The sequence below is a fragment of the Pseudomonadales bacterium genome (assembly GCA_024234435.1).
Lineage (GTDB): Bacteria > Pseudomonadota > Gammaproteobacteria > Pseudomonadales > Porticoccaceae > JACKOF01.
On sequence record JACKOF010000001.1, the window covers coordinates 222,883 to 242,003 of the forward strand.

A 19,121-nucleotide genomic window follows, 5' to 3' on the forward strand; every position below is an offset into this window, starting at 1 on the left:
CCGACAATGATAACTGTTGAGGTGGCCTATGCTTTGCCTCACCGCCAGAAAATTATTGCCTTGCAGGTGCCTGCAGGTACCACCGCGATGGAATCTGTAGTGCAGTCCGGTATTGTCGATGTATTCCCCGAGATCGATCTGGAGAGTGCAAAGATGGGCATCTTCGGCCAGGCGCTGGGTACTCGCGGCTTGAAGGAACCGAATGGATATGTGATGGAACCTCTGGACAGGGTTGAAATCTACCGCCCGTTAACGGCTGATCCGAAAGAAGTCAGGAAACGGCGGGCTGAAAAAGCGAAACAGGAGAAAGCATCTGACGATGCAAAAATGCCTGAGTTACCGCGATGATCAGATCAGGAGCTGCCTTTCGAGGCTGCGGGGGTCGTGGCGCCGGCAGGCACGAAGTCACCGCTGATGCGCTCCAACTGATCACCTGTGAAAAAAATGATCAATCGCTCTCGCACTTCCTTGCCTTGGTTATCCACCAGTGTGTAAACATAGTCCCAGCGATTCTGGTTGAAGGTATCGGCAATCAATGGCGTGCCCATAATGAAACGAACCTGAGCACGAGTCATGCCGGGGCGAAGTTTGTCAACCATGTCCTGTGTGATGATGTTGCCCTGTTGTACCACTACTTTGTGGGCGCCAGGAAATTTGAAATAACTACAGGCACTGACCATCGTGGTGAGTGTCAGGCAAATAACAATGCGTATGGCAAGGCGCATGATTGGGTTCCGGTTGACTGTGCGAACCGGGATAATACAGAATCCACCTACGACTGAGAAGGGGTTACTGATTTAATGAGTGATGAAAACGAAGAGTTACGTAATGCGGGGCTGAAAGTAACTGCGCCCAGATTGAAAATTTTACAGATTCTAGAGACCTCATCAGCGCGCCATATGAGTGCAGAAGACGTTTATCGGCATTTGGTTGAGGCCGGGGAAGATGTGGGTATTGCGACCGTCTACAGGGTGCTAACCCAGTTTGAGTCTGCGGGTCTGGTTGAGCGACACAATTTTGATAGCGGGCCAGCGGTGTATGAAATTGATCGCGGTGAGCACCATGATCACATGGTGTGCACAGAAACGGGTAAGGTCATTGAATTTCACAGTGACGAGATCGAGTCTCTTCAGGAAGAAGTGGCGGCCCAAAAAGGCTACGAAATTGTTGGTCACAGCTTGGTGCTGTATGTGAAACCCAAAGATTAACAGTTGTATTTTTACGATTATTCTTCAACCCATACTTTGCGAACAGGCTCACCAAAATCGTCGTAAATGGTTTTAAGTTTTGGTTGCGCCTTTTTACGAACGATTTTTTTGTCCGGGTGTTTCTTCTGTCGTTCGTTCAGCGCAGCCAGTACTTCCGGAATGGGGGTGCGCGGTTGCCTGGGTTGGTCAAATAGCTGGTGTATTGGGCGTTGAGCGCCATTGAAGTCCTCCCGACCACTGATGCCCCGGGGAATTTCCCTGATTTTGCCTCCCTCCGCCAGAAAATCATCAACCTGACTGTTCAGTTGTCTGCGGATATCCTGTTTCGAAGGTGGTTTTTTCATGGGTTGCTAAATAACAAAAAGAATCATCGGACAGTATAAAACAAAAAATCCGGCTTAAGCTGCCGAGTTGTGATGAATGGTTCGGTTTATGGCCCTAGAATGATTGCCAAACTGTTTCTACGTGTTCCGGGAGTGCAGAGTAGCGGCCAAGTTCAGCCCATTGCTGGCCAGGTTGGTGAAAGTCTGATCCGCAAGAGGCGAGCAGACCTTTCTGTTGGCATAGTCTGGCCATTTGGCGGGTAACGGCAGGTAGTTGTAGCCCGGAGCTGATTTCAAACCCCAGGCCGCCAACCTCAATGAAGTCATCACAAAGCTGCCCCAGCTTGGTATAGGTCAGTTTGTATTTTGCTGGATGAGCCAGTACGGCAATGCCGTTGGCCTCGCGAATCCAGTGTACGACATCGCGCAACGAGGGCCAGAGCTGTTTTACATCGCCGGCTTTTCCTGAGCCGAGATACTTTTTAAAAGCCAGCTTCAGGTCACTGACAGCGCCGGTGTCAACCAAGTGTTGGGCAAAATGAGGGCGACCGATAGTGCTGTTGCCAGCAATAGACGTTGCGCCTTCGAGCGTATTCGTAAAGCCGACTTTGGCGAGTTTTTCGGCGATTTTTTCAGCGCGTTTCAGGCGAATTTGTTGCTGATGGTTGACGGCTTCCAAAATCGCACTGCTGTTAAGATCGAAATTCAGGCCGACAATATGAACGTTGATGCCACGCCACTGTGTGGACAGCTCGATGCCGGTAATCAGTTGCAGGCGCTGATCATTGATGTCGAGCAGGTGGTAGGCTGCAGTGGTATCGTGGTCTGTAATAGCCAGGCAGTCGATGCCATTAGCTGCGGCGCGGGAAAGCAGTTCCTGCGGTGAGAGCTGGCCGTCGGAAGCGGTTGTATGGCAGTGCAGGTCATAGTGCATGGCGGCATTATACGTGTTTACTGTTCGAGAGGTTGTGTGGTGAATCGTTTGCTGGATAATGGTGATGGGTAAGCTCTTAAGGCCTGTACATCGGGGTGTCAGGCGAGTCATAAAAATCATTCGCAGTTGATAACGGAAACATCCACACAAAGCATGAATGTCCATCCGATTAATGACCAGCAGCGCCAGCAGGTAATTGAGGCCACTTACCTCTACCTTGATAAGGCAGAGCAGCTGTATGGCCGTAAGTTTGAACAGGTACCGGTGTTGTTTAATCTCAGGGGGCGGGCAGCGGGTATGTATGTCGTCTCGGGGCGGGGGTTAAGCATCCATCGAAAAATCCGTTATAACCCGTGGTTGTTTGGAAAATATTTTGAAGACAATCTTCGTGACACTGTGCCTCACGAGGTAGCGCATTACGTAACCGAGCAGTTGTATGGCAGAGGCAACGGGCGGTCGGGCTCCGGAGTTTTGCCGCATGGACAGGAGTGGCGGTCGGTGATGGCTGCGTTCGGCGCCGATGACAGTGTGACCTGTCAGTTCGATCTTTCCGGTATCCCCCGTCGTCGGCAGAAAACCGTCGATTATCGCTGTCATTGCCGGGAGCATCAGTTGGGTGTGCGACGGCACAATAAAGTCGAACGTGGTCTCGCCAGCTACCTGTGCCGTCACTGTGGTGAACGGCTGGTAAAGCAATGAACTGGCATGTCTATATTATTCGCGCCAGCGATGACTCGCTTTATACGGGTATTACAACGGATGTCGAGCGACGTTTTCAAGAACATCAGCAGGCGAGTAGCGGGATTAAGGGTGGTCGGGGAGCGAAGTTTTTTTATGGCAGGCAGCCGGTAGACATTGTTTATCAGGAGACAGGCCACGACAGGCGCAGTGCTTCACGGCGTGAGGCGGCTATAAAAAAAATGAGTCGCCAGCAAAAACAGCGTCTGGTTCTGGGCCAGAACGTACCGGGGAATGATGTCAGGTGACAGAGGGGTTCTGATGGCAGTGATTCACGAACATGATCGACAGCGTTTTGTAACAACGCTTGATGGTGGCGAGGAGGCTGTGCTCGAGTACCGTTTACTCAGCAGCAACAGAATTGATTTCTATCGCACCTATGTTCCGCCGGTCGGTCGTGGACAGGGACATGCGGAAGACCTGGTGAAAGTGGGGCTGGCCTGGGCGCGACAGCAGGGGATGGAGGTGGAGGCTTCCTGCTGGTATGTCAGAGCTCAGTTGTAAGTTTGTGATGTTCTTCTGAGTGCAGCGGCTGATGGTTTCTTATTCATACAGGCAGAGATAGCCGGTATCAACGTCAACTTTCAGGTGAAAGCTGTTGTTTGCTTCAATAACAAAACTTTCGCCTTCATTAAATGTTTGCCATTCGGTTGCGCCTGGCAACAGAACGGTTAATGCACCTGTGATCACTTTCATGGTTTCCCGTTTATTGGTGCCAAACTCATATTCGCCTGGCGCCATAACACCCAGAGTAGCGGGTGCTTTTGCGGTTTCGAAGCCAATGGAGGCAACATTGCCGCTGAAGTATTTATTGATAGTAAGCATAAAATATCCTTTTTAGAGGGCAGCTATATTACCTGCTGAAGGAGGGTTGTAAAATGGCTGTCCCCGGTTTTTTAAAAAACTGTGAATATGTTCTGAAATAAGCTAGCCGGGTGTCAGTGGTTTTCAGGTATACAGGTGGCGAATTGATCAATAACGGTATGACAGGTAAAAGAAACATTGAAGATTCTGAAAAGGCAAAGATTGTTGCTGAAACGGCAAAAATTCCCTGGACAGATTTACAGCGCTGGTTTGCCAGTGGCTCGGCTATTTATGTTGCCGGAGATCTTGACCTGATTGAAGTTGCCTGGCAGATGTCGCAGGACAATAAGCGGGCAGTGGCGCAATGGATGGAGTCGGGACAGGTAGGGCTGGTCAGTGACCAGCAGGCCGTCGACTGGCTGAAGGAGGATGCATTGCTCTGGGCTGCTGTGATCAAGCCATGGGTGCTCGTGCAGCTGGTGCCCGCAGAGCAATAATCGGTTACTGATTGCCTGCCTGCATTCTGGGGCGCCGCTGAATAATGACAAATGAATTCTGCGCGAGTCCGAAACGTTCAGCCCACAAAACGTTTCTCGCCGCTAATGGCCGTAGTCCTTTGCAAGCGTTTTCATTTCACCTGTTTTTGCCGGTCCGAATATTAAGAACCTGCACAGCTTATGCGAATAACCTGATTTGGTTCAGCATCAAGTGATAATGCCACCGCCCGGCGCGCCGCCGCCCATACCGCCACCTTGGCCAGGTACAACGATTTTTGATGCCTGTTCACGGCGCAATTGCTCAATTTCTCTGGCGGTGCGCTCGACAGCGGCTTCTGCTTCCGGCCCGAACTTTTCTGCTGCTTCACCGATACTGTTGGCATCCAGCTCAAAACTGATCGGTATTGCTCCCATGGGAGACATTACCTGGGTTGACCCGATATAGATAACTTCACGGCTGTTATCCTCTTCTCCGGTTGGTGTGACCGGTGTCAACTGGCGAATGGAGCCAATTCTCTGGTCGGTAAAAACATCTTCCCGATAGAGTTCGTCAGGGTTCATGCTGGTGTCTTGGGTTTGTTCATTCATGGTTGTATTCCCGATGGTTTTGCTGTTCAAGGACTGCTGACTTCTCTGTAGAGCCCTGAATTTCAAGAGCAGCACCCTAACAGATTTTTGGCTTATCGTCAGGGTCGTTTTCTGTGCAATCCAATGAGGTGGTGCTGGCAGCGTTGTTGTGGGGCTTTCAGGGTTTGGTTAGGAATTGTCAGAGTGCGAAGCAGGCGACACTCTGATTGCGATAGGCTTCAGCGACAACCATCATTATCAGGCGTATAAATTACCTTTCATTGATTGATCTGGTAAGGGTTAACCCTGGAGGGTAGGTCCGATGAAAAAACTGTACTGGCGCTGTCTTTCAGCTATGGGAGCAGGCCTTTCCATTGGTGGTGTCATGGCGATGCTGGTCTTGCCTGTCAATGTGGTTCCCAGCCTGCTTGCAGGTGTGGCTTTGGGCACAATAATGGCTGTATCGGAGCTTTCTATTGATGTCTAAAGCAGCAGCTGAATCGTAAACGCGGCAGAGTATAAAAAAGGCCACACCTTACATGCTGTGGCCTTTTTTGTTGCTCTGTTCGTTCTGAAATAACTTGCCAGGCGTGTGCTACCCGGTAAATTCTATCCGGCTGTGCATTGTCAGTGTGAGCAGCTGGGCCCGTGAATATGTCCGTGCTGGAGTTCTTCAGCCGTCGCTTCGCGCACATCTTCCACGGTTACAGAAAAGTTCAGTACTTTGCCGGCCAGAGGATGATTGCCATCAACGGTGACAGTCTCGTCAGAGACTGCGGTGATGACAACGGGGAGCGGGCCTTGATTGGTTTCCGCTTCAAAGCGCATACCGGGCTGCAGATCTTCAACGCCTTGAAAGGCGGAGCGAGGCGCTTCCTGAATGAGTTCCGGCTGAACTTCGCCATAACCTTCAGCTGGTTCAATGGCTACTTCCAGGCTGTCGCCAGCCGTTTTCCCTTCCAGGGCTTTTTCAAGGCCGGGGATTATGTTGCCATGACCATGCAGGTATTCCAGTGGCTCCTGGCCTTGCGATGAGTCGAGTTCGACGCCTTCACTGTCGGTGAGTGTGTAGTGAAACGATACGGCAGAATTAGCGGTAATAGTCATGGGGAGGTCCTGTGGAAAGTCTTGACGGGGTTAGTGTAATGGCGGATAGGCCCGGATAAGAGGTGTTTATTATGAGTGAACGTTGTGCCTTTGCCAAGTTTGTGACTGGACCTGGGTTGTGTCCGGTCTGGACAGTTTTGCTGACCAGATGATGATATCGGGTTCTGCAAGCTGATGGTTTGGCCTTGTCCTGATACTGGTTGCGAAGTCCTTACTTCGCCGTAGGGCTTTGAGTGACAGGGGGCGGGACTGGCTGCAGTGGGAGAAGTGACAGGTTTAGTGCTTTTAATAAAAAAACACTACAGGTTGTAGTGTTGGTCTGGTCAAAAGCACAATATGTTGTATATACTGGTTTTCGTGTTGCAGAGGCATACACGATTTACACAGGGTTGAAGGACAAGCAGGAACGTTGGGAAACACGAAGAATAAAGCCGGATTAAATCGAACAGCGCCTGTTTTGCCGCTAAGTAGAAACCAGGTAAGCAGTGCCGGGTATAAATAACCAGGCAGCAGCAACGAACAAAGCGTAATGGATAAATTGAGTAATTCGGGAGTATTGGTCACCGCTGTTCAGGTGAATGCTCCGGATGACGGTTTCCAGCTAATCAGCACCGACCAGCCTATAAACAGAACAACTTAAAAACAGGCAAGAACGCATACTATGTCTATTGAAGCATTGAAATCCACGTCAGAAGCACCAGCGATTGAAATCAAACTGCAAGCCGCCTCGGAAGATATCTGGGACAAGAAGTACCGTCTCAAGAATAAAGAGGGCAATCCGGTGGATGAAACCATCGATGCCACCTACCGCCGCGTCGCCAGAGCACTTGCGAATGTAGAGGATAAAGGCAAGCAGGATCACTGGTTCGAACGGTTTGTCTGGGCATTGCGCAATGGCGCCATACCTGCCGGGCGAATTATTTCCAACGCCGGTGCCCAGGAGCACAAACCTGCGACTTCCACCATTAACTGCACCGTGTCTGGCATTGTTGAAGATTCTATGGCCGGTATTCTGGAGAAGAACCTTGAAGCGGGTCTTACACTGAAAGCAGGCTGTGGTATAGGTTACGAATTTTCTACCCTGCGGCCGAGAGGCGCCTATGTTTCCGGAGCGGGTGCCTACACGTCCGGTCCACTGTCCTTTATGGATATCTTCGACAAGATGTGTTTCACCGTTTCTTCTGCAGGCGGGCGTCGCGGGGCGCAAATGGCAACCTTTGATGTCAGTCATCCCGATGTGGTGGATTTTATCCGCGCCAAGCGTGAGGACGGTCGCCTTCGACAATTCAACCTGTCGCTGCTGGTAACAGAAGAATTTATGGAAGCGGTTAAAAATGACGACGATTGGTCATTGTTCTTCCCTATTTGCGCGAAAGAGGCAGACGGCAATGAACTGCTGGACGAGAGCATTGTCTGGCATCAGTTCCCAACGACGGATGGTTATATCAGCAACGATAAAGGTCTGGTGGCCTGTCGTATCTACCGCACGGTCAAGGCGCGCAAGTTGTGGAATGTCATTATGACGTCCACCTACGATTATGCCGAGCCCGGCTTTATTCTGATTGACAAGGTTAATGAGCAGAATAACAACTGGTTCTGCGAAAACATCCGCGCAACCAACCCCTGTGGCGAGCAACCTTTGCCACCCTACGGGAGCTGCTTGCTGGGTTCGGTGAATCTGACCAAATTTGTATTAAACCCCTTTACCGATCAAGCAGCTTTCGACTGGGATAACTTTGCCGAAGTCGTCGCCGTATTTACCCGCATGCTCGATAACGTGGTTGAAATCAATGGCTTACCTCTTCAGGGGCAGCGTGAAGAAATCACCCGCAAGCGCAGACATGGTATGGGTTTCCTGGGGTTGGGATCGACTATGGCCATGTTGCAAACGGCCTATGGCAGTGCCGAATCACTTGAATTTACCGAGCGCGTTTCCCGTGAAATGGCGCTGGCTGGCTGGCGTGCCGGTCTGGATCTGGCCCGTGAAAAAGGGCCCGCCCCGATCATGGATGAAGAGTTTGAGGTCACTGAAGCCATGCTGCATCGCCGCCCCGAGCTGGCGCGAGATGGCATCGTGGTAGGCAGTAAGCTAAAAGGCAAAGTACTGCATGCCCGTTACAGCCGGTACATGCAGAAAATTGCCGAGGTGGACCCTGCGCTGGTAGAGGCGCTGGCGGAAGAGGGCTGCCGGTTTACGCACCACTCGTCCATCGCGCCCACCGGGACTATCTCGCTGTCGCTTGCCAATAATGCCAGTAATGGTATTGAGCCAAGTTTTGCACACCATTACTCTCGCAATGTGATTCGCGAGGGTAAAAAATCCAAAGAGAAAGTCGATGTGTTCTCTTATGAGTTGCTGGCCTATCGTGAATTGGTAAATACAAAAGCCATGCCGTTTGGCGAGTCGGATGAAGAAAGACTGCCAGACTACTTTGTTTCCAGTGAAAACATTCTCCCCAAACAGCATGTGGATGTGCAGGCCGCCGCGCAGAAGTGGGTGGACTCCTCAATCTCAAAAACCATTAACGTACCCACGGATTGTGACTTTGAAGAGTTCAAAGACATCTATATGTACGCCTATGATAACGGTCTTAAGGGCTGTACCACCTTCCGCTTTAATCCTGAGGCATTTCAGGGTGTGCTGGTAAAAGAGAAAGATCTTGAGAACACCACCTACCAGTTTACGCTTGAAGATGGCTCAAAAGTTGAACTTAAGGGTAACGAGGAAGTGGAGTACGACGGTGAAATGCACACTGCTGCCAACTTGTTCGATGCACTGAAAGAAGGTTACTACGGCAAGTTCTGATAGGTGTTCTGCTCAAGCAGCAGGCCGAACAGAGCTGACAGAAAAGGCTTAATAAAAACAGAATCCAGGTTACAAACATGACAGTAAAACTCGATAAAAAAATCGTCAGCTATAAAGTCCTGACACCATCCAATGACGACAGAATTCCGGAAGGTACCGAGAGTGCCAAAGAGCTGGAACGTGCCGTTGAGCAGATGGATGAAAACGTCAGTCGCCCGGAAGAGCTACACGGGGCTACGTACAAAATCAAAACCCCCATGTCCGATCACGCCATGTACATTACCATTAATGACATCGTGCTCAACGCGGGAACTGACCACGAGCAGCGTCGCCCTTACGAAATCTTTATTAACTCGAAAAATATGGATCACTTCCAGTGGATTGTGGCATTGACCCGGGTTATTTCGGCCGTGTTCCGCAAGGGTGGCGATTGCACCTTTTTGGTTGAAGAGCTGAAAGCGGTGTTTGATCCACAAGGTGGTTATTTCAAGAAAGGTGGCAGGTTCAGTCCCTCCATTGTGGCGGAAATTGGCGAAGCCATTGAAGACCATCTGATGAAGATCGGCCTGCTGGAAAACCCCGAACTGGGTGCCCATCAGCAGGCGATCCTGGCAGAAAAGCGCGCCGAATATGAAGCCAAATCGGTACCGGTGAATGCCACAGCAGATGCCAAGGACAATCCCTACCCGGAAAGCGCCCAGTTGTGCCACAAGTGTATGACCAAAGCGGTGATTCTGATGGACGGCTGCATGACCTGCCTAAGCTGTGGTGATTCAAAGTGTGGTTAAGCTGACACGGATTACCCGGTTACACTGCTGACATAGGTCAGCAGTGTGCTGGCTTTAATAACCGGGTGTTAAAGCCCGGTTTTTTTATGCCATAAACTGGTTCTTCAGAATAGATTCAATTCAATGCCGCAATAATGTTTTCAACCAGCTGCTCCGGGCCGGTTTTATCGCAGCTGACCGTAATGTCGGCATATTGCTGGTAGAGTGCGGTTCGCTCTTCAAACAGCTGCTCAAAGCTTTGCTCTGGCCGTTTGGCTATGCCACGGGTTTGGTGGTTGTTGATTCGTTCCTGAAGTGTCGAAAGCGATGATTGCAGGTAAACGATGCGACTAAACTTTGCCAGATGCGCCATGCCGTCTTTGCTGTAAACGGCACTGCCACCGGTCGCAATAACCGTGCTATTTGGCGCGGTTTCCAGTAGCACCTGTTCTTCAATTTGTCGCAGATGCAAATAACTGCTTTGGTCCAGAATCTGTTGCAGGGTTTTACCCTCGCGATTCTGAATGGCGATATCAGTATCCAGAAAATCCATTCCCAATTGTTTGGCCAGCAAGACACCGACGGTACTTTTTCCAGCGCCGGGCATACCAATTAATGCAATACAGTCTTTCATTTCTGTCCTTTTAACTGTAACCGTCTGCTAGGTCAGGCTCATTTTGACATACTCCATCAATCTTGTAGCCGCTTCAGGTGCCGATTGACGTTGAATCAGACTGATGCCAATAACCCCCAGCTTTGGCAGTTTCTCCGAGGGTTTCAAGATTCTCAGCGTTTCCGGTACAGTGCTTTTTGCCAGCACGGTGATTCCGAGGCCTTCGGCAATGGCTGCTTCAATACCGGTTAGGTCGGGAATGGTGTAAACGATTCGCCAGTCTAGCGCTTCAGCGGTTAGCTTTTCGGTTCCACGTTGTCGATAGATGCAGCCGTCGGGGGCCGCGATAAGCGACACCTGTTTCGCCGATGACGGATCGTAGTCCGGCCCGGCTACCCAGACCAGCTGATCTTTTTTGACCAGATTTTTACCGGCGCTGGCCGGGTCATCGTGCAATGCCAAAATCAGGTCGTATCGATTGGCTCGTGTTAGCAAGTGCTTACTCAAGTCGGAGGTGACTTCCAAAGTGACATTGGGGTAGGCCTGGGTGAAACGGCCCAGTATTTTTGGCAATAATGTTGTCGCGAATTCACTGGGAATGCCAAAGCGGATATTGCCGCTCACCGATGTTTGATTGAACTGGTCTATGGCTTCGTCGTTCAAGGCCAGAATTTGTTTGGCATAACGAAATAGCTGTTGCCCTGATTCTGTCAGCTCTATTTGGTTGCCATTGCGTGCGAGCAGTGTGCGATCTAACAGTTTTTCCAGCCTTTTTACTTGTAAGCTGATTGCGGGTTGCGAGCGTCCAAGTTTTTCCCCTGCGTGTGTAAACCCCTGTATCTCGGCAACGGTAACAAAAGTACGCAGTAAATCAGTTGGCAGGTTTTTCATGCTTTATGTCGGCGGAGTTAGGTATTTACATAATTAATGATGTGATTTTAACTATTAATTTAACAAATTGGTAATGGCTGGCTATTATGCTCGCCTCTGTACATCTCTTCCTCCTATGTTTCATGGCTTACGTGCTGGGGCAATTTATGTCTTCTGATGCAATTAGTGATTCTCTTAAAACAACGCCCCTTCACAGTTTTCACTCCGAATTAGGAGCTAAGCTGGTGCCGTTTGCTGGCTATGAAATGCCGGTGCAATATCCAATGGGTATCATGAAAGAGCACCTGCATACTCGCGCAGGCGCAGGCTTGTTTGATGTTTCTCACATGGGGCAGGTAGTCGTTTCAGGAGCAGGCGTTGCGCAAGCACTGGAGAAATTAGTGCCGGTTGAATTGGCCGCCTTGCCGGTTAATAAACAAACTTACGCGTTGTTCACGAACGATCAGGGAGGTATCCGCGACGATTTGATGATTGTTCGCTGGGCGGAAGATACCTTCTTTCTCGTGGTAAATGCCGCTTGTAAAGAACAGGATTTGGCTTACCTGCGTGAACATATGCAGGGTTTTCAAATTGATTATTTGGAAGGGCGTGGCTTGATTGCATTGCAGGGCCCTGCGGCAAAAGATGTGATGGCCGAGCTGGCCCCAGCCGTGAACGAGCTGGTGTTTATGGAAGGTTGCAGGGTAGCGATTGAAGGGGCTGATTGTTATATCACCCGATCGGGTTATACCGGTGAAGATGGTTTTGAAATTTCAGTTCCCGCAGAGCACTGTGAAGCGGTGGCACGCAAGTTGTTGAACTTTGAACAGGTAGAGCCAGTTGGCTTGGGCGCGCGTGATTCTCTGCGTCTGGAAGCCGGGCTGTGTTTGTACGGTCATGATTTGGATGTCACAACAACGCCTGTTGAGGCTTCACTGTTGTGGAGCATTAGCAAATCACGTCGCCCGGGTGGTGATAAAGCGGGTGGTTTTCCCGGCGCGGATGTTATTTTTAAGCAGATAGAAAATGGTGCAGATCGCAAAAGAGTCGGTCTTGCCATTGAAGGTAAAGCGCCAGTGCGTGAAGGTGCACAATTGGTTGATGCTACTGGTAATCAGGTAGGTGTGGTGACCAGCGGCGGTTTTGGCCCCAGTGCCGGATCACCAATTGCGATGGGCTATGTCAGCAGTGATTTTGCGGCTGCAGGCACCGCGATGAATGCGTTGGTGCGGGGCAAGCCTAGGCCGGTTACCGTATGCAAAATGCCGTTTGTAGCACAGCGCTATAAGCGCTAATTAAAGAACTATTGTTAGTCATGCTAAATAGCCTATACACCGTCTCGCACTGATCAGAATTATGTCATCGCGAACGAATGTAAAGCGATTCAATTAACCGGGATGGGTATTACCTGTTCATCAGTATTCAGTAGTAACAAACAAATTCGGAATTTTTGACATGAGATCACTGGCAGAGCTGCAAGCAAACAACGAATTTATTTCTCGTCATATCGGGCCTTCGGCGCAGGAGCAGCAGGCCATGCTTGGCACCCTTGGATACGACAGTATGGCCAGCTTTATTGATGCCGTTGTGCCGGAGAATATCCGTGATCGTTCCACACTGGCATTGGGCGATAGCATGACCGAACAGCAGGCACTGGCCGAATTACGTCAACTGGCGAGCCAGAACCGTGTAATGACATCGTTTATCGGTCAGGGTTATTACAACACGTATACGCCCAATGTGATTCTGCGCAATATTCTTGAAAATCCGGCCTGGTATACCGCTTACACACCGTACCAGCCGGAGATTTCACAGGGTCGCTTAGAAGCGCTGATAAACTTTCAGACGATGATCACCGACCTTACAGGTATGGACCTGGCGAATTCCTCTTTGCTGGATGAGGGCACTGCGGCGGCGGAAGCCATGTCATTGTGCCAGCGTATGTCCAAATCCAAGGGTAGCGTATTTTTTGTTGATGAAAACTGCCTGCCGCAGACCATTGCTGTTATTGAAACCCGGGCCGAACCCATCGGTGTAGATGTGGTTATTGGTAATCCGGAAGATGCGGCTAATCACGAATGTTTTGGTGTCTTGCTGCAATATCCCGGGGTGGATGGCAGTGTGACCGATTTCAGTGCTGTGATTGAACAGGCCCATCAAAACAAAGCCTTGGTGGTTATGGCTGCCGATATTCTCAGCCTGTTACTGTTGAAGTCACCGGGTTCATTAGGGGCCGATGTCGCAGTGGGTTCTACTCAGCGTTTTGGTGTGCCGTTGGGCTTCGGTGGGCCACACGCGGGTTATATGGCAACCAGCGAGCAGTACAAGCGCTCATTGCCGGGTCGCTTGGTGGGCGCTTCTCTGGACAGCCGAGGCAAGCCAGCGTATCGGTTAGCGTTGCAAACCCGCGAGCAACATATTCGTCGTGAAAAGGCCACCAGTAACATTTGCACCGCACAGGTGCTGTTAGCCGTTATTGCCAGCATGTATGCGGTTTATCACGGGCCAGACGGGTTGCGTAAAATTGCCGAGCGCACGCATCGGTTAACAACGGTCTTAGCCACCGGTTTGGCGCAGCTTGGATTTTCCATTGTCAACAAAGGCTTCTTTGATACCTTAACGGTTAATACGGGAGCTGATACCTCGGCGATTCATCAGGCCGCCAGAGAGCAGGGCTTTAACCTGCGGGAAATTGATGACAGCCGTGTGGGTATCTCGCTGGATGAAACCACATCGCCATCGGATGTAGAAAATCTCTGGCGGGTATTCAGCTCAGGCAGTAATTTGTCGGTTGCCGCTGTTGAACAAGGCGCAGAGAGCGGTATCGCTGGAAGCCTGCTGCGCGATGATCCGGTGCTCACTCACCCGATTTTCAATACCCATCACTCAGAAACTGAAATGTTGCGCTATCTACGTATGTTGGCGGACAAGGATATTGCGCTTGATCGCGCTATGATTCCGCTGGGTTCCTGCACCATGAAACTGAATGCAACGGCTGAAATGCTGCCCATCACCTGGCCAGAATTCTCCAATATCCACCCCTTCGCGCCGCAAGATCAGGTGCAGGGTTACCTGAAAATGATTGCCGAAGTTGAACAAATGCTTTGCGCATCCACTGGTTATGCGGCGGTATCCCTGCAACCCAATGCAGGGTCACAAGGTGAATATGCCGGATTGCTGGCCATTCGCGCGTATCACGAAAGTCGAGGACAAGAGCAACGCAATATCTGCCTGATTCCCGGTTCTGCTCACGGCACAAACCCGGCTTCTGCGCAAATGTGTGGCATGAAAGTCGTTGTTGTGAAATGTGATGATCACGGCAATGTTGATCTCGATGACCTTCGTCACAAAGCGGCCCAACACAGTGATGAGCTGGCGGCCATTATGGTTACTTACCCATCCACACACGGGGTTTTTGAAGAAGGCATTACAGAACTGTGTGATATTGTTCATCAATACGGTGGTCAGGTTTATATGGATGGTGCCAACCTCAATGCGATGGTGGGGTTGTGTCAGCCTGGCAAGTTTGGCAGTGATGTTTCCCACTTAAACCTGCATAAAACATTCTGTATTCCGCACGGTGGGGGTGGCCCTGGTGTTGGCCCCGTTGCTGTAGCTGAACACCTGGCTCCATTTCTGCCAAATCATCTGAGCCTGAAAAGCAGTAGCTCTGTGGGGGCTGTTTCGTCCGCCGGATGGGGCAGTGCCAGCATTTTGCCGATTACCTGGATGTACATAAAAATGATGGGTGCAGAAGGCCTTAAACAAGCCACGCAAGTGGCGATACTGAATGCCAACTACGTGGCTAAACAGCTTCAACAGGATTACCCCATTCTTTATACCGGTGCCAACGATTGTGTCGCGCATGAATGCATTGTGGATTTCCGGCCATTAAAAGAAGCATCAGGAATCACCGTAGACGATGTCGCGAAGCGACTCATCGATTTTGGTTTTCACGCGCCCACGATGTCTTTCCCTGTGCCCGGCACACTCATGATCGAGCCAACCGAGAGTGAATCCAAGTATGAGCTGGACCGCTTTTGCGCAGCCATGAAACAAATCCGCGAAGAAGTAGCTGCCGTTGAAGCAGGGGATTATCCTGCAGACGACAATCCGCTTTGCAACGCGCCGCACACCGCAGATACGGTCTCTGCCAACGAATGGCAACACGCCTATTCTCGAGAATCAGCGGCATACCCGCTCGACTCATTAAGGCAAAGTAAATATTGGTCGCCGGTTGGTCGCATAGATAATGTTTTTGGTGACCGTAACCTGATGTGCTCCTGCTTGCCGATGGAGAATTACCAGTAATAATTTGAGCGGCGTATCTTTATTGGCGCCGCTTTTCAGGCAAGGTTATCTAAAGGGCTTTTTGTGCCGGCATAATGCTGGCCAATCACATGAGTGTAAATCTGGGTTGTTTTTACATCATTGTGGCCAAGCAATTCCTGTACGCTTCTAATATCTGTTCCATTTTGCAGTAAGTGTGTTGCGAATGAGTGACGAAAAGTGTGGCAGTTGACCTTCTTCTTTAAAACCCCTGCTTCGTACACTGCCTTGCCAAGCGCTTTTCTTAAAACGGTTTGGTGCAGATGGTGCCTGCAAGTTACGCCGGTGATAGGGTGTTTGCATAAAGATGTGGAGGGAAAAATAAACATCCACTTAGGGGATCGATAAGCATTAGGGTATTTTTTGCCAAGCGCAAAAGGCAAAGAAGGCCCGACACCTTGCTCGTTATCCTGTTGCTGTAACTGAATAACCGCTTCAATAAACAATTCCAGCTCGGGAATCAATTTGTGGCTGAGTAATGTTTGCCTGTCTTTGTTGCCCTTTCCGTCCCTCACAGTAATTGCGCAACGCGATAACTCGACATCCTGCACACGTAAGCGTAGACACTCCGAAATACGCAGACCGCTGCCATAAAGTAACTCAACAATCAGTCGATTGCGGCCTTGCAGGCAGGCCAGGATTCTTGAAACCTCATCAGCCGTAAGTACAACGGGCAAGGTTCTTTGTCTGGTCGCCAGAGTAAAGCCCAAATCACCTAAATCCCGATTCAAAACTTTGTGGTAAAGAAACACCAGAGCATTCAGAGCCACTTTTTGAGTGTTTACCGCCACATGTCGTTCTGAGGCCAAGTAGCTTAAAAATGCTTTTACCTCTGGCCCGCCTAATTCAGAAGGGTGTCGTTTATTGTTGAAATTAATATAAAACCGAATCCAATACAGATAGGCTTTCTCCGTTCGGATGCTGTAACCACGTAAACGAATGTCTCTGCGAATAGATTCGAGAAAAGGGCTAGACATAAAACCTCCTTGTTTGAGTCTAAAAAATATACTGTTTATTTATACAGTTTATTACCCTGTTGTCAAATTCTGTGCTCGCTTTATACTGAGCCAATGCGCGTTATCATTCCCGAGAAAATTAAATTATCAGGAAAAACAAAAAGTTAGCGGTTCTGTCAGATGACATAAGTAGATCCCCTTATTTTAGATAACGAGACCCCCTCGCTTTGTTCTGGAAGGATTCGGAAATGTCAGAAAATATCTATAGTTATCATAAAGTTAAAGAGTGTCGCCGAATATCAAATTCGGCAAACCGCGCATGCGCGATATACAAATGTTATGGGGAAAAACGACAGGATGTTTGTGCATAAGGTATTGCATGCTATAGCGCTGACGACAATTGCACTAAATTCTGTGGCAGAAGATTCATGCACGAAAGATAAAGCTTTTGAAATCGCAATGGAGCATCTGCGTTTAAATCAAATGTATCTTGAGAAATACGAGCCATACAAACTGTTTGAAAGCTCGGCTTCCGATGCAACCTGGGCTGTATTTGGTGTCGGCGGAGTTCCAAAAGGAATGCTGGGCGGCGGTTCGCCTACAGTCATAATTTCATCTGAAAGTTGTGAGGTTGAAAAAGCATACTATGCACGGTAAACCCCATAACAAGTTGCAGCACTTTGGCCGCTTCGCGGCCCGGACCTTCGCAAGCTACGCTTGCTTCGGCCCGTGTGCAAAGCGTTAGTGTGCTTTGAGGGGTTTTTGTCTTTTTCAAAGTTTTTGAGCTCAGAGCTAAACGTGCCGTATGGTAAATTCAGGTGTTTACCGGTTGGCTCACACTCAAACGTGCAGTATGCTTTGGTTCATGAGTAAACGATATTAAGTGCCAAGGTTAGGCTATTCGAGACACATGGAAATGAGTGCAAAAATCCAACAATCAGTTTCCACTCATTCGCAAAGTTCACCTGCGTGGTTGTTGCCAATCCAAGCCTTCAAAGCCTCTATTTTAATTGCCTGCACTATCGCAGAATCCCTGAAGCTTCGGCAGTGCCTGGCGCACACTAACAAGCACATCAAAAACCGCTCCACTTCGTTGCGCTGGACGTCGCTGACGCTCCGCCTTTTATGTGGGCGTTAAGTGTCAAATATGAGCAGACATCAAGGTAAGCAGGAAGAACGAGAGTTCGAATCTGATCAACTGCCAGAAGAGTTCAAGTTATCTCGTTCTAAGATAATGTACATCGAAGATAAATCTGAGGGAATTGAAGGCGAAGCTCGAATCGGTAGGGTTTACTTTTCTAAGTCTGGTAAAACGCTCTATTATCGAGGTCTACGATTCCAAAGCTTAAAAGGTAGCGGTTTCAAAGCAAACTACTTCGAGGTAGAGTCTGGAGATCACTACTGGATTTCTGGCCCAAGAAAAGACAAAAATGATCGGTTATATGGCGGCAACCAGGGCGTAGAAATTGATAGGGATATATACGAAGAGTATGTGCAATACGTCAACACTTAACAATCCGCTCAAATGCGTTCCGGCCACAAAAAACCGTGGCCTCCACCGGACTCGCTACCGCTCGCCGTTTAGCGGGGCGTTAAGCATCAAGGAAAGTATGTGCCATGTATGACCCGACAATATCAATAGGAGCAATATTATGTGTTCTATTATCGGTATTACTAGCACACCGGCTGGCGAAGCGACGAGACATTGAAAAGGAATATAATTCCTCGGTAAAAGAATTTAAAAATTTACTGGTTCCTTTCTTACGTGAACTTGAGCATCCCGATGCAAACCCTGCTGTTTTGGTAACTCAGCATTTTCCAGAGCATGACGAAGCTGCAAGGAAACTAATAAATGTATTACCGTCTTCTAAATCTAAGAAATTCCAGGAAAAGTGGGCAGAATATCAGTTTCTATATCAGCAGAAAAAAAGTATGGGTATTGCAATTGCTATCGCCGCAGAAGTTGACGATTTATCAAAAGCCAATAATGTGGAGTATCTATATGAGCAAAATGCAAAAAGGCGCACACAGGCATTCGTTATAGTTAATGAAACTGTGCAGGTGCTATGAAATGCTTAACAAACACATCAAAAATCGCTCCACTTCGTTACGCTGGACGTCGCTGACGCTCCGCCTTTTATGTGGGCGTTAACTGCACAAAATGGAAATCATGAACTACCCGATTAAGCCAAAATCTACAAGCACGATGGTGCAAGGACAGTTTTGGTCTGTGCCTATTGGTGACGGCAGGTTTTCATGTGGTGTCGTGCTGGCGCTTGTTGAAAAAAGTGGCAAGAAAGATCCCAGAATTTTCTTGGCGGGGCTACTAGATTGGGTTGGTCCGTTGCCACCTAGCGCAGAAGAACTAGATAAATGCTCCGTTCTTGAAAAAGGTTTTGCTCACATAAAAACAATAACGGAAACAGGCGGTGCACTTCTCGGAAAATTAGAAATTAATCTAGGGTCTCCAGAAGTTGTCAGTGAAACTGACTCCATCAATACCTGGGGTTATAACTCAATAGTAAAAAAGGCGGCGAAGCATAATGTCGGCAGTTAACAAGCGGCTCCACCGGACAAATTTTACTGTCACCTTTTTTGTTCC

24 protein-coding genes are annotated in these 19,121 nt (G+C 49.3%); 15 read left to right on the forward strand and 9 right to left on the reverse strand.

Features of this window, described 5'->3' with window-relative positions:
• Positions 1-6 precede the first annotated feature (6 nt).
• The gene (locus tag H7A02_01045; protein ID MCP5170841.1) at positions 7-348 is read left to right on the forward strand and encodes an RnfH family protein; all 342 of its coding nucleotides are present in this window, start codon (positions 7-9) and stop codon (positions 346-348) included.
• Positions 349-353: 5 nt separating this feature from the next.
• Here H7A02_01045 and H7A02_01050 read toward each other — a convergent pair whose 3' ends face one another.
• A complete protein-coding gene (locus H7A02_01050; GenBank protein ID MCP5170842.1) occupies positions 354-725 on the reverse strand; it encodes an outer membrane protein assembly factor BamE in 372 nt (123 codons plus the stop codon).
• Positions 726-800: 75 nt separating this feature from the next.
• On the opposite strand from H7A02_01050, the gene fur reads away from it, so the two are divergent.
• Complete coding sequence (gene fur, locus H7A02_01055; protein ID MCP5170843.1) at positions 801-1,208, forward strand: ferric iron uptake transcriptional regulator; 408 nt, start codon at positions 801-803, stop codon at positions 1,206-1,208.
• Positions 1,209-1,225: 17 nt separating this feature from the next.
• Here the strand turns inward: fur and H7A02_01060 are convergent, their stop codons facing one another.
• The gene (locus tag H7A02_01060) at positions 1,226-1,552 is read right to left on the reverse strand and encodes a hypothetical protein (protein ID MCP5170844.1); all 327 of its coding nucleotides are present in this window, start codon (positions 1,550-1,552) and stop codon (positions 1,226-1,228) included.
• Between the two features lie 94 nt (positions 1,553-1,646).
• Positions 1,647-2,465 carry a PHP domain-containing protein gene (locus H7A02_01065; GenBank protein ID MCP5170845.1) on the reverse strand — a complete coding sequence of 273 codons (819 nt, stop codon included), beginning with the start codon at positions 2,463-2,465 and terminating at the stop codon, positions 1,647-1,649.
• A gap of 153 nt (positions 2,466-2,618) precedes the next feature.
• Between H7A02_01065 and H7A02_01070 the strand changes: the two genes are divergently transcribed.
• From H7A02_01070 to H7A02_01080, 3 genes are read left to right on the forward strand one after another with little or no spacing between them, the layout of a single operon-like run.
• On the forward strand, positions 2,619-3,164 hold the full coding sequence (locus tag H7A02_01070; protein MCP5170846.1) for a SprT-like domain-containing protein: 546 nt from the start codon (positions 2,619-2,621) through the stop codon (positions 3,162-3,164).
• A complete protein-coding gene (locus H7A02_01075; protein ID MCP5170847.1) occupies positions 3,161-3,451 on the forward strand; it encodes a GIY-YIG nuclease family protein in 291 nt (96 codons plus the stop codon). Before H7A02_01070 ends, H7A02_01075 begins: the two co-directional genes overlap by 4 nt.
• Positions 3,441-3,707: an N-acetyltransferase gene (locus H7A02_01080; protein ID MCP5170848.1), complete on the forward strand. Its 267-nt coding sequence runs from the start codon at positions 3,441-3,443 to the stop codon at positions 3,705-3,707. Before H7A02_01075 ends, H7A02_01080 begins: the two co-directional genes overlap by 11 nt.
• 39 nt (positions 3,708-3,746) lie before the next feature.
• Here H7A02_01080 and H7A02_01085 read toward each other — a convergent pair whose 3' ends face one another.
• Entirely contained in the window at positions 3,747-4,028 is a 282-nt protein-coding gene (locus tag H7A02_01085; GenBank protein ID MCP5170849.1) for a pyrimidine/purine nucleoside phosphorylase, read from the reverse strand.
• 158 nt (positions 4,029-4,186) lie between these two features.
• Here H7A02_01085 and H7A02_01090 point away from each other — a divergent pair, with 158 nt between their 5' ends.
• The gene (locus H7A02_01090) at positions 4,187-4,504 is read left to right on the forward strand and encodes a DUF2288 domain-containing protein (GenBank protein ID MCP5170850.1); all 318 of its coding nucleotides are present in this window, start codon (positions 4,187-4,189) and stop codon (positions 4,502-4,504) included.
• A 207-nt stretch (positions 4,505-4,711) separates the two neighbouring features.
• Here the strand turns inward: H7A02_01090 and H7A02_01095 are convergent, their stop codons facing one another.
• Positions 4,712-5,065, reverse strand: coding sequence for a hypothetical protein (locus H7A02_01095; GenBank protein MCP5170851.1), 354 nt, complete (start codon positions 5,063-5,065; stop codon positions 4,712-4,714).
• A gap of 328 nt (positions 5,066-5,393) precedes the next feature.
• On the opposite strand from H7A02_01095, the gene H7A02_01100 reads away from it, so the two are divergent.
• Positions 5,394-5,558 carry a hypothetical protein gene (locus H7A02_01100; GenBank protein ID MCP5170852.1) on the forward strand — a complete coding sequence of 55 codons (165 nt, stop codon included), beginning with the start codon at positions 5,394-5,396 and terminating at the stop codon, positions 5,556-5,558.
• Positions 5,559-5,698: 140 nt separating this feature from the next.
• Here H7A02_01100 and slyD read toward each other — a convergent pair whose 3' ends face one another.
• Positions 5,699-6,178, reverse strand: coding sequence for a peptidylprolyl isomerase (gene slyD, locus H7A02_01105; GenBank protein MCP5170853.1), 480 nt, complete (start codon positions 6,176-6,178; stop codon positions 5,699-5,701).
• Positions 6,179-6,839: 661 nt separating this feature from the next.
• Between slyD and H7A02_01110 the strand changes: the two genes are divergently transcribed.
• Positions 6,840-8,984: an adenosylcobalamin-dependent ribonucleoside-diphosphate reductase gene (locus tag H7A02_01110; protein ID MCP5170854.1), complete on the forward strand. Its 2,145-nt coding sequence runs from the start codon at positions 6,840-6,842 to the stop codon at positions 8,982-8,984.
• 77 nt (positions 8,985-9,061) lie between these two features.
• Complete coding sequence (locus tag H7A02_01115) at positions 9,062-9,772, forward strand: NrdJb (GenBank protein MCP5170855.1); 711 nt, start codon at positions 9,062-9,064, stop codon at positions 9,770-9,772.
• Between the two features lie 115 nt (positions 9,773-9,887).
• On the opposite strand, the gene H7A02_01120 is transcribed toward H7A02_01115, so the two are convergent.
• A complete protein-coding gene (locus H7A02_01120; GenBank protein MCP5170856.1) occupies positions 9,888-10,385 on the reverse strand; it encodes a shikimate kinase in 498 nt (165 codons plus the stop codon).
• Positions 10,386-10,412: 27 nt separating this feature from the next.
• Positions 10,413-11,255, reverse strand: a complete 843-nt coding sequence (locus H7A02_01125) for a LysR family transcriptional regulator (protein MCP5170857.1) — start codon at positions 11,253-11,255, stop codon at positions 10,413-10,415.
• Between the two features lie 146 nt (positions 11,256-11,401).
• On the opposite strand from H7A02_01125, the gene gcvT reads away from it, so the two are divergent.
• Both gcvT and gcvP read left to right on the forward strand, forming a co-directional pair.
• Entirely contained in the window at positions 11,402-12,529 is a 1,128-nt protein-coding gene (gene gcvT, locus H7A02_01130) for a glycine cleavage system aminomethyltransferase GcvT (protein MCP5170858.1), read from the forward strand.
• 160 nt (positions 12,530-12,689) lie between these two features.
• Positions 12,690-15,545, forward strand: coding sequence for an aminomethyl-transferring glycine dehydrogenase (gcvP, locus tag H7A02_01135; GenBank protein MCP5170859.1), 2,856 nt, complete (start codon positions 12,690-12,692; stop codon positions 15,543-15,545).
• A gap of 35 nt (positions 15,546-15,580) precedes the next feature.
• On the opposite strand, the gene H7A02_01140 is transcribed toward gcvP, so the two are convergent.
• Positions 15,581-16,540, reverse strand: coding sequence for an integron integrase (locus tag H7A02_01140; GenBank protein ID MCP5170860.1), 960 nt, complete (start codon positions 16,538-16,540; stop codon positions 15,581-15,583).
• A gap of 342 nt (positions 16,541-16,882) precedes the next feature.
• Here H7A02_01140 and H7A02_01145 point away from each other — a divergent pair, with 342 nt between their 5' ends.
• From H7A02_01145 to H7A02_01160, 4 genes are all read left to right on the forward strand, one after another.
• The gene (locus tag H7A02_01145) at positions 16,883-17,176 is read left to right on the forward strand and encodes a hypothetical protein (protein MCP5170861.1); all 294 of its coding nucleotides are present in this window, start codon (positions 16,883-16,885) and stop codon (positions 17,174-17,176) included.
• 490 nt (positions 17,177-17,666) lie between these two features.
• Complete coding sequence (locus tag H7A02_01150) at positions 17,667-18,032, forward strand: 1-deoxy-D-xylulose-5-phosphate synthase (protein ID MCP5170862.1); 366 nt, start codon at positions 17,667-17,669, stop codon at positions 18,030-18,032.
• 104 nt (positions 18,033-18,136) lie between these two features.
• Positions 18,137-18,589 (forward strand): hypothetical protein, encoded by a 453-nt coding sequence (locus tag H7A02_01155; GenBank protein ID MCP5170863.1) that lies wholly within the window; start codon positions 18,137-18,139, stop codon positions 18,587-18,589.
• Between the two features lie 100 nt (positions 18,590-18,689).
• Complete coding sequence (locus H7A02_01160; protein MCP5170864.1) at positions 18,690-19,076, forward strand: hypothetical protein; 387 nt, start codon at positions 18,690-18,692, stop codon at positions 19,074-19,076.
• The last annotated feature ends 45 nt before the right edge of the window (positions 19,077-19,121 follow it).

Bases quoted from the DNA above. Each gene is read 5' to 3' on its own strand.
- H7A02_01060 (MCP5170844.1), bottom strand. From the start codon at position 1,552: ATGAAAAAACCACCTTCGAAACAGGATATCCGCAGACAACTGAACAGT.
- H7A02_01070 (MCP5170846.1), top strand. From the start codon at position 2,619: ATGAATGTCCATCCGATTAATGACCAGCAGCGCCAGCAGGTAATTGAG.
- H7A02_01045 (MCP5170841.1), top strand. From the start codon at position 7: ATGATAACTGTTGAGGTGGCCTATGCTTTGCCTCACCGCCAGAAAATT.
- H7A02_01160 (MCP5170864.1), top strand. From the start codon at position 18,690: ATGAACTACCCGATTAAGCCAAAATCTACAAGCACGATGGTGCAAGGA.
- H7A02_01120 (MCP5170856.1), bottom strand. From the start codon at position 10,385: ATGAAAGACTGTATTGCATTAATTGGTATGCCCGGCGCTGGAAAAAGT.
- H7A02_01115 (MCP5170855.1), top strand. From the start codon at position 9,062: ATGACAGTAAAACTCGATAAAAAAATCGTCAGCTATAAAGTCCTGACA.
- H7A02_01155 (MCP5170863.1), top strand. From the start codon at position 18,137: ATGTATGACCCGACAATATCAATAGGAGCAATATTATGTGTTCTATTA.
- H7A02_01125 (MCP5170857.1), bottom strand. From the start codon at position 11,255: ATGAAAAACCTGCCAACTGATTTACTGCGTACTTTTGTTACCGTTGCC.
- H7A02_01080 (MCP5170848.1), top strand. From the start codon at position 3,441: ATGTCAGGTGACAGAGGGGTTCTGATGGCAGTGATTCACGAACATGAT.
- H7A02_01110 (MCP5170854.1), top strand. From the start codon at position 6,840: ATGTCTATTGAAGCATTGAAATCCACGTCAGAAGCACCAGCGATTGAA.
- H7A02_01140 (MCP5170860.1), bottom strand. From the start codon at position 16,540: ATGTCTAGCCCTTTTCTCGAATCTATTCGCAGAGACATTCGTTTACGT.
- H7A02_01150 (MCP5170862.1), top strand. From the start codon at position 17,667: ATGAGCAGACATCAAGGTAAGCAGGAAGAACGAGAGTTCGAATCTGAT.
- H7A02_01075 (MCP5170847.1), top strand. From the start codon at position 3,161: ATGAACTGGCATGTCTATATTATTCGCGCCAGCGATGACTCGCTTTAT.
- gcvP (MCP5170859.1), top strand. From the start codon at position 12,690: ATGAGATCACTGGCAGAGCTGCAAGCAAACAACGAATTTATTTCTCGT.
- fur (MCP5170843.1), top strand. From the start codon at position 801: ATGAGTGATGAAAACGAAGAGTTACGTAATGCGGGGCTGAAAGTAACT.
- H7A02_01095 (MCP5170851.1), bottom strand. From the start codon at position 5,065: ATGAACCCTGACGAACTCTATCGGGAAGATGTTTTTACCGACCAGAGA.
- H7A02_01085 (MCP5170849.1), bottom strand. From the start codon at position 4,028: ATGCTTACTATCAATAAATACTTCAGCGGCAATGTTGCCTCCATTGGC.
- H7A02_01050 (MCP5170842.1), bottom strand. From the start codon at position 725: ATGCGCCTTGCCATACGCATTGTTATTTGCCTGACACTCACCACGATG.
- slyD (MCP5170853.1), bottom strand. From the start codon at position 6,178: ATGACTATTACCGCTAATTCTGCCGTATCGTTTCACTACACACTCACC.
- H7A02_01065 (MCP5170845.1), bottom strand. From the start codon at position 2,465: ATGCACTATGACCTGCACTGCCATACAACCGCTTCCGACGGCCAGCTC.
- H7A02_01090 (MCP5170850.1), top strand. From the start codon at position 4,187: ATGACAGGTAAAAGAAACATTGAAGATTCTGAAAAGGCAAAGATTGTT.
- gcvT (MCP5170858.1), top strand. From the start codon at position 11,402: ATGTCTTCTGATGCAATTAGTGATTCTCTTAAAACAACGCCCCTTCAC.
- H7A02_01100 (MCP5170852.1), top strand. From the start codon at position 5,394: ATGAAAAAACTGTACTGGCGCTGTCTTTCAGCTATGGGAGCAGGCCTT.